Genomic DNA, 11,978 nt, shown 5'->3' on the forward strand with positions numbered 1-11,978 from the left:
GACGGCTCCGCCGAAGACAGAGCAGACGGAGCAGACAGAGAAGGCCGAGAAAGACCGAGAAAGACCGAGAAGGCCGTGAAGACCGAGGAGGACAGCGGAAGATGCCCCTGTGGAGGCACAGCCCGAAGGACGCCGTGCTGTTCGGGTTCAGCGTCGTGCAACTGGCCGTGATGATCCTGCTCGCCGCCCGGTGGTCCGGCTTCTCCCTCGCGGGCTGGGCCGGCCAGGTGGCTCTGGTGACCGCGATGACCGCCTACAACATCATCGTGGTGTCCCATCTGTTCACCCATGTGCCGTGGTTCACCTCGGCCCGGCTCAACGCCGTCGCGTCGGTCGTCAACTCGGCCTGCATCGGGCAGTCGGCGCAGAGCTACGAGCTGAGCCATGTGCGCAACCACCACCGGTTCAACAACGATCCCGTCGGGCCGGACGGCACGACCCGGGACACCACCTCGACCTACCGCGACGGACAGGACGGTGACCACGCGCCGCTGCTGCCGTACATCTTCAAGGGGGCGTGGGACACCTTGCTGGACCGTGGCCGGGAGCTGCTCGCCGTGAGGCGGCTGTGGCGTGTCGGCGCGGCCGAGGGCAGGCTGCTGGACCTCGCGGCCCGCAGGGAGCCGCGGCGCACGGTGGAACTGCGCCAGGTGCAGGCCGACCGCGCGGCGCACTGCCTGACCCTGGCCGGCTGCGCGGTGCTGTCGTGGCAGTGGACGGTGTTCTGCTACCTCCCGGCGTTCTCCGCGGCGCTCGTCCTGGTCAACGTGCAGAACTACTACCGGCATTACGGCGCCGACCCGAGCCGTCGCACGGCGGACGCGGTGAGCCACTACGGCCGCCTGTACAACCTGCTCACCTTCAACGACGGCTACCACCAGGAACACCACCTCAGCCCCGCCACCCACTGGTCGCAGCTGCCCGCCGTGTACGAGCGGAGGCTGGCGGCGGCCGACACGGGGCCGCGGATCGTCAGCCCCGTACCGGCGATGCTCGGCTTCCTGGACCGGAGCAGGCCGTTGCTGCACCGGATCCCGGACGAGGACGCCCGGCGTCCCTGATCCGCGGCGACGAGCCGGCGGCCTGCCCCGCGGGTGCCCAGGTCCTGTCGTCGAACTCCCGTCGTCCGCCCGCGGGGCGGGCCTGGCGGGAGTTCGACGACAGGACCTAGGCGCAGGCCGGCGTCATCGCCGGGGAGCGACCGGCTGCGGCGTCTCCCACGAGAAGGCGCCGCGGAGGAGTCCCTGGTGGGTGAGTTTCAGCTCGGCACCGGGGTCGACGCCCAGCTCGTCGGCCAGACGGCGGCGCAGCCGCTCGAACAGTTCCAGCGCGACCGCGCGCTGGCCCGAGCCGGCCAGTGCCGTCATGAGCCGGGCGTGCGCTGACTCGTGTAAGGGATTGGCCTCCACGAACCGGTACAACGGCGTGAGGAGTTGTTCGTAGTGGCCGCCCCGGGCCGCGACGTCGGCGTACTCCATCAGGACCCTCTCCAGCTGCCGCACCAGCGCCACCCGCGCGGCGTGCAGGTGCAGCCCGGGAAGGTCGGCCAGCGGTTCCCCCCGCCACAGGCCCAGCGCCTGCTGGTAGAAGCCCATCGCCGACTCGGGCCTGCCCGCGGCGCACTCACGGCGGGCGCACTCCACCAGCCTGCCGAAGGCAAGGACATCGTGCTGATCGTCGTTGACGCGCAGCTCGTACCCGCCGCCCGTGGCGATCAGCACGCTGTGTCCCGCGCGCTTCGGCTGGATCCGCTGGCGCAGCCGGGACACCTGGGTACGGACCAGTTCGACGATGGTGGGCGGGGGCTGGGCACCCCACATCGCGTCGACCAGGGCGTCGCCGCCCACCGGCGCCCCCGGGGACAGGGCGAGCAGGCCGAGCAGGGTGCGCTGCCGCTCGGAGCGCAGTTCCACCGCGACGCCGTCGACCAGCACCGACAGCGGGCCCAGAATCTGTAATCGCAGGTCGTGGGAGAGCAGCGGCCCCTGCCGTCCGACGCGGAGCAGCTCCTGGCCCTCCACGGGCGACAGATCCAGCGCGCCCACGAGCCGGCGCAGGGTGCCGCCCCGGGGGCGGACGACCCGCTGCTGCTCTATGTCCCGCAGCCCGCCGAGGCTGATGCTCGCCCGCGCTGCCAGTTCGTCCTGCGTCAGGCCGGCTCGCTGCCGGAACTCCTGTACCAGATACGCCAGTTCTCGAGGGGAAAGGTGACTGTTCATTGAGCCTCCGGGACACACAGTGAGTGATCACCATTGAGGAAGGATCGGTCGCCCGGTACGACAGGGCCGGCGCATCGGCAGACAGGGCGGTCTTCGGCATGCCGGTCCGCGGACGGCGCCTCGGGAACAGGACAGGCGCCTCGGGAACAGGACGGAAGACGTGCGCCCGCCGTGTGCGGTGGTCCTGGTGCTCGCACGCACCTCGTCGCAGCAGCGAATCGGCGCGCGACTGTCTCGCATTCGGATCCGGATGAACCGGCTCTCCCCGAAAGTCTCCGCGCCAATCAGGTACTCACTGGAAAAGCACAGGAAACACCTTTGGCCGCAGCCGGACACACGGGGACGAACAGAGTAGGGATATCGACCTTGACCTGCACCGCGTCGCTCTGACGCGAGTCGGAATCGACACCGATTCACTCATCGCGTCGAGAAAGGGCGACGAGGCGGCCGTGGAAGCTTCATCGAGCCACTCCGTTCGACAGAGATTTCCTGGGATCGCCCGTCCCAGACCAATCCGCAAACAGAACGGTAGTTAACAGTAATCATCCCCGCAACAGACGGTCTCACCTCCTGAGACACATAACCGATCAGTTCCTTATGTCCCCCTCGTGCAGACTTATCGACATGATCTCCATATTCATGAACGGCGCCACAATTGCCGAGGGCTCGGGCGGGGTCCACTGTCATCAGCGTGGATCCCGCCCGAGCCCGCATCCCGGCGCCCGGTGCCTCGGCCGGCCGTCGTCCGGCGCCTCACACGGCTGCCTTACGGTGTCCTCAGCCACCCAGTTCCCGGTGGCGCGCCGCGAGACCGGCCGCTCCCGCCTCCGTGAGGGTGCCGAACAGCCGCAGCCGGGAGATGCCGCCGTCGGGGAAGATGTCCACGCGCGCGTGGGTGCCCACGGCCGGGGCCGGCAGGACGAAGCGGTGGTTGGTGTCCGGCTGGAGGCGGGTGCGCGGCAGGATCTCCCGCCAGGCGCCCTCGCCCGTGTCCTCCCCGTCCCGCACCGACACCGACGCCCAGCCCGCGCTGTTGCCCTTCAGGTACGCCGTGTCGATCTCCAGGGCGCGGATCCGGGCCTGCGCGGCCAGGCGGTAGCGGATCCAGTCGTGGCCCCGGTCGCGGCGGCGGCGCGTCTCCCAGCCGTCGTCCATCTTGCGGGAGCGTCCGGGCTGGATGGTGTGGGTGGCCGGCGAGTAGAAGCGGTCGGAGGCGTCCTCGACGCGGCCGCCGCTCTCCAGGGCGACGACGTCGAAGGTGCCGAGGGCCGCGAGCCAGGCGGGGTCGGGCGCGACCTCGCCGTACACGCGCAGGCGGGCGATGCCGCCGTCGGGGTGCTGCCTGACGCGCAGGTGGGTGAAGCGCTGCTCCACCGCCACCGGGAAGCCGTTGGCCGCGTGGCCGCCGACGGGGGTGCGGGGGACGAGCGTCGTCCACTTGACGTCGTCGCCCAGCAGTTCCTCCGGGGCGGGGGAGCCGGCGACCGAGGTGCCCTCGACGGACACCGCCTGCGGGTAGTTGCCGCGGAAGTGGGCCGTGTCGACGACGATGCCCCGGATCACTCCGGGCGCGCCGAGGCGGACCAGCGCCCAGTCGTGGTCGTCGGCGGTGGGCCAGGGGTGGTCGGCGGACACGCCGCGGCGGCGGCGCGTCTCCCAGCCGTCCATGATCTTGCCCTTGTGCCCGAAGTGCTCGGGGTCGAACTCCGCGCGCCCGGGGATCAGGAGGTTCTCCCGCTGGGCGAAGAACTCGTCGTTGGCGGCGATCACCGAGGCGCCGAGCCGCCGGTCGGCGAGGTCGGCGTGGTGGGTGAAGGGGAAGTCGGCGGTGCGGTAGTCCGCGTACGGGTCGCCGCCGCCGTAGGGGTTCGCGTCGCCGGTGAAGCTGGGTGTCGCCGTCACGGGATGTGCCTTTCGGAGTCGGCCGCTGCGGGTGCGGTTCGGTGGTCAGTGGTCGCGGGTGAGCAGTCGTCCCCGGGGCGCGGTGAACACGCCGTCGGCGACGACGCGTTCACCGCGCAGCCAGGTGGACTTCACGACGCCGTACAGGGTTCTGCCGGCGTACGCGGTGACGCGGTTGCGGTGCTGGAGGGCCGCCGGGTCGACGGTGAACGTCTCGTCGGGGGCGAGGACCGCGAAGTCGGCGTCGCGGCCGGCCTCGATCGCGCCCTTGCGGCCGAGGCCCACGAGGGCGGCCGTGCGGGTGGACATCCACCGGACGACGTCCTCCAGGCCGTGGCCGCGCCGGCGGGCCTCGGTCCAGACGGCCGGCAGGCTGAGCTGGAGGCCGGAGATGCCTCCCCAGGCCGTGGCGAAGTCGTCCGTCTTGAGGTCGGCGGTCGACGGGGAGTGGTCGGTGACCACGCAGTCGATGGTGCCGTCCGCCAGCGCCTGCCAGAGCAGGTCCTGGTTGGCGGCCTCGCGGATGGGCGGGCAGCACTTGAACTCGCTGGCGCCGTCGGGGACCTCCTCGGCGGTGAGGGTGAGGTAGTGCGGACAGGTCTCGACCGTGACGCGGACGCCGTCCTCCTTGGCCCGCGCGATGAGCGGCAGCGCGTCGCTCGACGACAGGTGCAGGACGTGCACGCGCGCGTGGAGGCGTTTCGCCTGGTCGATGAGGTGCGCGACGGCGGTGTCCTCGGCGTCGCGGGGACGGCTGGCGAGGAAGTCTGCGTACCGGGGTCCGGGCCGCTGGGGAGCCGCGTCGAGGTGGTGGGGGTCCTCGGCGTGCACGATCAGCAGGCCGCCGAAGCCGGCGATCTCGGCGAGGGACCGGGCCAGGCCGTCCTGGTCCAGGTGCGGGAACTCGTCCACGCCCGACGGCGACAGGAAGGCCTTGAAGCCGAAGACGCCGGCGTCGTGCAGCGGGCGGAGGTCCTTGACGTTGTCGGGCAGGGCGCCGCCCCAGAAGCCGACGTCGATGTGCGCCTTGTCGGCGGCCACCCGGCGCTTGGTGTGCAGGTGGTCGACGGTGGTGGTCGGCGGGAGGGAGTTGAGCGGCATGTCGACGAGGGTGGTGATGCCGCCGGCCGCCGCCGCGCGGGTGGCGGTCCAGAAGCCCTCCCACTCGGTGCGGCCGGGGTCGTTGACGTGCACGTGGGTGTCGACCAGGCCCGGCAGCAGGACGTCGTCGCCGAGGTCCTCCAGCCGGGCGCCCGACGGCACCTCGGCGTCGTACGGCAGGACGGCCGTGATGGTGCCGGCGAGGACCGCGACCGAGGCGGCGCGCGTCCCTTCCGGAGTGATGACGCGCGTCGAGCGCAGCACCAGTTCAGCGTCGGACACCCGGACCCCTCTCTGCCGCCGTTCTGCTTCCGCAAGACGGGAGTAACTCCCGCGTGACTTCCGCGTAACGGAATTCAACGTTCTGTTGAAGGAGTCTTCACTCCCGGTCGCGCCGCCGTCAAGGGTGCGCTTCTCCGCAGCGCCCCCCACGGCACCGGTCTGGACGATTCCACAAGGCGGAATTATGATTCCGACAGGCAGAACGTAGTGACGCACCAGCGGGGAGTCAACCGACCGCCGGGTAGGCTTCAGCTCTTCCCGCCAGTTTCGAAAGGAACGCGCCGTGCCGACGTCCAGCGCCAGCACCACCGACTCCGCCAGGTCCGCCGGCGGAGGGGTCCAGTCCCTAGAGCGCGCCTTCGACCTGCTCGAGCGGATGGCGGACGCGGGCGGCGAGGTGGGACTGAGCGAGCTGTCCGCGAGCAGCGGGCTGCCCCTGCCCACCATCCACCGGCTGATGCGCACCCTGGTGGCCTGCGGATACGTCCGTCAGCAGCCCAACCGCCGGTACGCGCTCGGCCCCCGTCTGATCCGCCTCGGCGAGTCCGCCTCCCGCCTGCTGGGCACCTGGGCCCGCCCCTACCTGGCCCGCCTGGTCGAGGTGACCGGCGAGACGGCGAACATGGCGCTGCTGGACGGCGACGAGATCGTGTACGTGGCGCAGGTGCCGTCCAAGCACTCGATGCGGATGTTCACGGAGGTCGGCCGCCGGGTCCTGCCGCACTCCACGGGCGTCGGCAAGGCCCTGCTCGCCGGCTTCCCGGACGACGAGGTGCGCGCCCTGCTGCACCGCACCGGCATGCCCGCCGCGACCGAGAAGACCATCACCACCGCGGACGGCTTCCTGGCCGCCCTCCGGGACGTGCGCGCCCAGGGCTACGCGGTCGACGACAACGAACAGGAGATCGGCGTCCGCTGCCTCGCGGTCCCGGTACCCGACTCCCCCACCGCGGCGGCCATCTCCATCTCCGGCCCGGCCGGCCGCGTCACCGAGGCCGCCACGGAGACGATCGTGCCGGTCCTCCAGCAGGTGGCGGTGGAACTGTCGGAGGCCCTGACGAACACCGGCCCGGCCGCCTAGCCATCACCCGACGGGGACACCGGCCCCCACCCGAGCCGGGACACCCCCGTCCGAGCCCGGGGCTTCGGCACCCGCCCGAGCCTGGGACACCGGCCACCCGCCCGAGCCCGGGGCTTCGCCCCCGCCCCAGCCGGGGCTTCGGCCCGCCCCAGCCGGGGGCTTCGCCCCCGCCCGGCCCACGCGCCCTCACCCCCGCTGCGACCGTCCGAACAGTTCCACGGCGTCGCGGACGTCCGACAGGCCGCGCGACAGCGCGCTCACCGAGCCGATCGCGCCCGCGAGCAGCAGCAGGGAGCGGCGCAGCCGGAGGATCTCCGGGGTCCCGTGGGCCGCCATCGCCGCGAGGGCGGCCAGCTCGTCCTCGGCGACGCCCCGGTCCGGGAACTCGGCCGGGAGCGCGGCGAGTCCGCGGCGCAGCCGGGACACCGCGGTCCGCAGTTCCGCCACCCTCGGATCCTCGTCGCTGCCGGTCACCGGTCTCTGCCCCACGCTCCGCAACACAGCTCTCCCCCCTGGCACATCCTCGTGCACAAGCGCTCGTGTCCCCGCCCCGCCCCGGGCGCTGGTCGGGCACCGCGGGACGCGCGGGTCAGTAAACGCCACCGCCGCGCGGCGCGCCACCGCGCGGACCGAAATTCAGCCCTGGGAAACCGCGTGGCCGTCTCCGCGTCAGGTATGCAGAACGTATGACGCACACGGAGGACGAGGTCGCCGGGCTGCTCCTCGCGGCGGGCGGCGGGCGCCGGCTCGGCGGACGCCCCAAGGCATTGCTGACGCACCGGGGGCGGCCGCTCGTGGAGCACGCGGTGGAGGTGCTGCGCGCGGCCGGCTGCGCGCGCGTCCACGTGGTCCTGGGGGCCGCCGCCGACACCGTACGGGAGCGGGCGCGGCTGGACGGATGCGTGCTGGTGGACAACCCGCGGTGGGAGCTGGGCATGGGGTCGTCGCTGCGGGCCGGGCTCGGTTCGCTGGCCGGGACGGGGGCGCGGGCCGCGCTGGTGTCGCTGGTCGACCAGCCGGGCATCGGGGCGGAGGCGGTGGCCCGGGTGCTCGCCGCGTACGAGGACGAGTCGTCGCTGGTGGCGGCGGCCTACGGCGGGGTGCGCGGGCATCCCGTCCTGTTCGGCGCCGCGCACTGGGCGGGCGTCGCGTCGAGTGCGACCGGCGACCGGGGGGCACGCGTCTATCTGAAGGCGCACGACGAGGCGGTCCGGCTGGTCGAGTGCGGGGACGTGGCGAGCCCGTACGACATCGACACCTCCGAGGACCTGGCGCGCCTGGAGTGAGCGAAGGGGGCGGCACGCGGCGCCTCCTCTGCCTCGACCCGGAGAATCTCGACATCAACAAACCATTGAACTTCCACGATGAGGAAACTAGTATCCACTGACCAGAAGCACTCGCCGGCATCCGGCAGCGCTCGGCGGTTCCCGGCGGCCCTCGACGACCGCCGGCGGCCCCGGCCGCGTGCGACGGCCCCGCGCCGCCCACGGGTGCCCTCCGCCCCACCCGGGTCTCCTGGCACCCGGTGCCCCGCTCGCTGAAGGAAGTGACAGCTCATGTCCGCACCAGCGCCGTCCCCGCTGGCCATCGTCGACGCCGAGCCCCTGCCCCGGCAGGAGGAGGTCCTCACCGACGCGGCCCTCGCCTTCGTGGCCGAGCTGCACCGCCGGTTCACACCGCGCCGTGACGAACTCCTCGCCCGCCGTGCGGAGCGCCGCGCCGAGATCGCCCGCACCTCCACCCTCGACTTCCTCCCGGAGACCGCCGCCGTCCGCGCGGACGACTCCTGGAAGGTGGCCCCCTCCCCCGCGGCCCTCGACGACCGCCGGGTCGAGATCACCGGGCCCACCGACCGCAAGATGACCGTCAACGCCCTGAACTCTGGCGCCCGGATCTGGCTCGCGGACTTCGAGGACGCCTCCGCCCCCACCTGGGAGAACGTCGTCCTGGGCCAGCTCAACCTGAGCGACGCGTACACCCGGAACATCGACTTCACGGACCCGGCCTCGGGGAAGTCGTACGCCCTGCGCCCGGACGAGGAGCTGGCGACCGTCGTCATGCGCCCGCGCGGCTGGCACCTGGACGAGCGCCACCTGGCCGACGCCGACGGCACCCGGGTCCCCGGCGCCCTCGTCGACTTCGGCCTCTACTTCTTCCACAACGCCCGGCGCCTGCTCGACCTCGGCAAGGGGCCCTACTTCTACCTCCCGAAGACCGAGTCGCACCTGGAGGCCCGCCTCTGGAACGACGTCTTCGTCTTCGCCCAGGAGTACGTCGGCATCCCCCACGGCACCGTCCGCGCGACCGTCCTGATCGAGACGATCACGGCCGCGTACGAGATGGAGGAGATCCTCTACGAACTCCGCGACCACGCCTCCGGGCTGAACGCCGGCCGCTGGGACTACCTGTTCTCCATCGTGAAGAACTTCCGTGACGGCGGCGCCCGGTTCGTGCTGCCCGACCGCAACGCGGTCACGATGACCGCCCCGTTCATGCGGGCGTACACCGAACTCCTCGTCCGCACCTGCCACAAGCGCGGCGCGCACGCCATCGGCGGCATGGCGGCCTTCATCCCCTCCCGCCGCGACCCGGAGGTCAACAAGGTCGCCTTCGAGAAGGTCCGCGCCGACAAGGACCGCGAGGCGAACGACGGCTTCGACGGCTCCTGGGTCGCCCACCCCGACCTCGTCCCGATCGCCATGGAGTCCTTCGACAAGGTCCTCGGCGACCGGCCGAACCAGAAGGACCGGCTGCGCGAGGACGTCGAGGTCGAGGCGGCGGACCTGATCGCGATCAACTCGCTGGACGCGAAGCCGACGTACGACGGCCTCGTCAACGCCGTGCAGGTCGGCATCCGGTACATCGAGGCGTGGCTGCGCGGTCTCGGCGCGGTCGCCATCTTCAACCTCATGGAGGACGCGGCCACCGCCGAGATCTCCCGCTCGCAGATCTGGCAGTGGATCAACGCGGGCGTCGAGTTCGAGAACGGCGAGAAGGCCACGCCGGAACTGGCGCGCACGGTCGCCGCCGAGGAACTGCGGAGCCTGCGCGCCGAACTCGGCGAGGAGGCGTTCGCCGCCGGCCACTGGCAGCAGGCCCACGACCTGCTGCTCGAGGTCGCGCTCGACGAGGACTACGCCGACTTCCTCACCCTGCCGGCGTACGAGCAGCTCAAGGGCTGAACCTCAGGGAGCCGGCGTGTCCGAGTGGCCCAGGGACCTCCCCGGGGCCACTCGGTCGCGTACGGCCCGCTTGACGGCCGTCGGCTCCGGGAAGCCCTGCTCGCGGCGGTCCCACACCACCTCGTCGTTCACGCGCACCACGAAGACCCCGCCCGTGCCCGGCCGGAGCGCCAGCTCCGTCAGCTCGGCCTCGAAGGTCGTCAGCAGCTCCTGCGCCAGCCAGGCGGCCCGGGGCAGCCAGCGGCACTGCGTGCAGTACTCGATCTCGACCCGCTGCGTGTCCGTCATCCCGTCCGTCATCCCAGGTGCACCGACCAATCCTGTTCCGCCGCCGGTTTGCCGTGCAGGTCCGGGACCCGCTTGAGCCAGTCCGGGCGGCCCTGCTGGGTTCGTGCCGCCCGGAGGGCCTCCTCGGCGGCGAGTTCCTCCCGGGCGGGGAAGTCGGTGGGGAGCCAGGCCGCGGAGGCCCGCACGCGCGCGTGGAGGTGGTCCACGTACACCGCGCGGACCTCGTCCGGCGTCGTGAAGCCCTCCTCGACGGTCAGCCAGGCGTCCGGTACGTCGGCCGCGATCTCCCGCAGCAGGTCCCGGGTCACCTTCGGCGCCAGCTCGGCGTCGGCCGCCCGCACGTCGGGGGCGTAGTGGCCGAGGGCGTGGTGGCGGAAGTCGTAGGCCTTCGCGGGGTCGGCGCCGTCCCAGCGGTGGTGGAAGACGAGCGCCGCACCGTGGTCGATCAGCCACAGGCGCGGCGGAACGGTGCCCAGCGTCGGCCAGACCATCAGGTTGGAGCTGTGGACGGTGCGGTCGACGTTCACCGTGAGGGCGTCCAGCCAGACGATCCGGCCCGCCTCCAGCGGATCCACCCGGAAGTGCCGGGCGACCTCCGGGGTGAAGTCCCGGGCGCCCGGAAGGTGGTCCATGCCGAGGTTGACGCCCGCGCTGGCCCGGTGCAGCTGCCGCACCTCCTGGTGCGGCTCCTCCTCGGCGATCGCCGGGTCGAAGCGCACCAGCACCAGCTCGGGGAAGCGCAGCCCCAGCGCCCGCGCCAGCCCGCCCACGATCACCTCGGCGACCAGCGCCTTGCGGCCCTGCGCGGACCCGGTGAACTTCACGACGTACGTGCCGAGGTCGTCGGCCTCGACGAGGGCGGGGACGGAACCGCCGGAGCGCAAGGGCTCGACATAGCGGGTCGCGGTAACCTCTCGCAGCATCTTCCAAGGCTCCACGGGTCGAATACCTTACTCAGCCTCACGGGTCCAGGCCGGCGGCCGGAGCACCGGTCCCGGAGCACTGTGGGCTTCCAGGAGCCTACCTGGGGAATCCCGGGTTGGGGGCGGAGTGTCAGTGGCGCCGGAAACAATGAACGTCATGGCTGAAGACCGATACTCCCGGGAACTGAGCACGGGCGAAGATCGCGGAGCAGCAACCGCGACCACCGACGCCTGGGAAGCGTCGCTGACGCAGGCTTTCGGGGTCCTGCTGGGGCGCCCTCTGTCGGACTACGATCCCTATGCCGGCTACGGGGCCTACTACGGCGGCAACTGGCTCGACGAGACCGAGTCGAACAGGGACCCCGCCTGGCTGGACCCCGCCGCGCTCTCCGGCAAGGTGACGATCGCCATGGACAGCCTCCTGCTGGACGGCGACCAGGACCTCCCGGAGCTGCGGTTCGACGCGAGCCGGTCGCTGTTCGAGGTCGATCCGGAGCGAGTCCCCGGCGCCTTCGCGGAGGACCTGGCCGCGGCGGGTCTCCCTTCCTCCGGCATCATCCGGGGCGACGCGCTGGCCCGCCTTCTGGATCGGCACGCCCTCACCTCGTCCGAGCTGCCCGACGGGACGTGGTCGGTCTGGCAGGCGCGGATAGCCTCGGACGGCACGCTCCTCGACGCCCTGCGGGTCGCGACCGGTATCGGCTCGGGCCCCGACAGCCTCGTCCCCTACGACAAGCCCCATGTCTGGGCGATGGACACGGAAGCGGAAGCGGCGGTCGCCGCCGTCCACGACGCCGGACTCCGCGCACACCTGCGCACGTTCGGCGAAGCCGGCTCGCACAGCCTCGACCACCAGGCACAGCCCACGAGAAGCGGGGACTGGAGCGGGTGGCAGGGAGACGAATGGGAGGAGGCGGGATCGCTGGTGACCCAATGGATCGGGGCCGTGGACCAGTACACCGTCTCGGTGGTGCAGCACACTGCTTCCCCGTGAGCCGTC

At 72.0% G+C, this 11,978-nt stretch carries 11 protein-coding genes; 5 read left to right on the forward strand and 6 right to left on the reverse strand.

Translation table 11 applies throughout. The features are described 5' to 3' along the window. Positions 1-101 precede the first annotated feature (101 nt). Positions 102-1,061 (forward strand): fatty acid desaturase family protein, encoded by a 960-nt coding sequence (locus ACFYWQ_RS10890; protein ID WP_389514915.1) that lies wholly within the window; start codon positions 102-104, stop codon positions 1,059-1,061. 123 nt (positions 1,062-1,184) lie between these two features. Here ACFYWQ_RS10890 and ACFYWQ_RS10895 read toward each other — a convergent pair whose 3' ends face one another. The 3 genes from ACFYWQ_RS10895 to allB form a co-directional block, all read right to left on the reverse strand. After that, on the reverse strand, positions 1,185-2,219 hold the full coding sequence (locus tag ACFYWQ_RS10895; protein ID WP_389514917.1) for a BTAD domain-containing putative transcriptional regulator: 1,035 nt from the start codon (positions 2,217-2,219) through the stop codon (positions 1,185-1,187). Between the two features lie 777 nt (positions 2,220-2,996). Further along, positions 2,997-4,121 (reverse strand): allantoicase, encoded by a 1,125-nt coding sequence (gene alc, locus ACFYWQ_RS10900; RefSeq protein ID WP_389514919.1) that lies wholly within the window; start codon positions 4,119-4,121, stop codon positions 2,997-2,999. A 45-nt stretch (positions 4,122-4,166) separates the two neighbouring features. After that, positions 4,167-5,504: an allantoinase AllB gene (allB, locus tag ACFYWQ_RS10905; RefSeq protein WP_389514921.1), complete on the reverse strand. Its 1,338-nt coding sequence runs from the start codon at positions 5,502-5,504 to the stop codon at positions 4,167-4,169. 283 nt (positions 5,505-5,787) lie between these two features. Here allB and ACFYWQ_RS10910 point away from each other — a divergent pair, with 283 nt between their 5' ends. Next, entirely contained in the window at positions 5,788-6,585 is a 798-nt protein-coding gene (locus ACFYWQ_RS10910; protein WP_389514923.1) for an IclR family transcriptional regulator, read from the forward strand. A 186-nt stretch (positions 6,586-6,771) separates the two neighbouring features. Here the strand turns inward: ACFYWQ_RS10910 and ACFYWQ_RS10915 are convergent, their stop codons facing one another. Continuing rightward, positions 6,772-7,086: a DUF5955 family protein gene (locus tag ACFYWQ_RS10915; RefSeq protein ID WP_389514926.1), complete on the reverse strand. Its 315-nt coding sequence runs from the start codon at positions 7,084-7,086 to the stop codon at positions 6,772-6,774. A 185-nt stretch (positions 7,087-7,271) separates the two neighbouring features. Between ACFYWQ_RS10915 and ACFYWQ_RS10920 the strand changes: the two genes are divergently transcribed. Together ACFYWQ_RS10920 and aceB are read left to right on the forward strand one after the other, a co-directional pair. After that, the gene (locus tag ACFYWQ_RS10920) at positions 7,272-7,871 is read left to right on the forward strand and encodes an NTP transferase domain-containing protein (protein ID WP_389514929.1); all 600 of its coding nucleotides are present in this window, start codon (positions 7,272-7,274) and stop codon (positions 7,869-7,871) included. 270 nt (positions 7,872-8,141) lie between these two features. Further along, the gene (aceB, locus tag ACFYWQ_RS10925) at positions 8,142-9,767 is read left to right on the forward strand and encodes a malate synthase A (RefSeq protein WP_389514932.1); all 1,626 of its coding nucleotides are present in this window, start codon (positions 8,142-8,144) and stop codon (positions 9,765-9,767) included. A 3-nt stretch (positions 9,768-9,770) separates the two neighbouring features. Here aceB and ACFYWQ_RS10930 read toward each other — a convergent pair whose 3' ends face one another. Next, positions 9,771-10,055: a SelT/SelW/SelH family protein gene (locus ACFYWQ_RS10930; RefSeq protein WP_389514934.1), complete on the reverse strand. Its 285-nt coding sequence runs from the start codon at positions 10,053-10,055 to the stop codon at positions 9,771-9,773. 8 nt (positions 10,056-10,063) lie between these two features. Beyond that, a complete protein-coding gene (locus ACFYWQ_RS10935) occupies positions 10,064-10,978 on the reverse strand; it encodes a HipA family kinase (protein WP_389514936.1) in 915 nt (304 codons plus the stop codon). 157 nt (positions 10,979-11,135) lie between these two features. On the opposite strand from ACFYWQ_RS10935, the gene ACFYWQ_RS10940 reads away from it, so the two are divergent. Then, positions 11,136-11,972, forward strand: coding sequence for a hypothetical protein (locus ACFYWQ_RS10940; RefSeq protein ID WP_389514938.1), 837 nt, complete (start codon positions 11,136-11,138; stop codon positions 11,970-11,972). Positions 11,973-11,978 lie beyond the last annotated feature (6 nt).

It is taken from the genome of Streptomyces sp. NPDC003247, from assembly GCF_042888135.1.
Classification (GTDB): domain Bacteria; phylum Actinomycetota; class Actinomycetes; order Streptomycetales; family Streptomycetaceae; genus Streptomyces.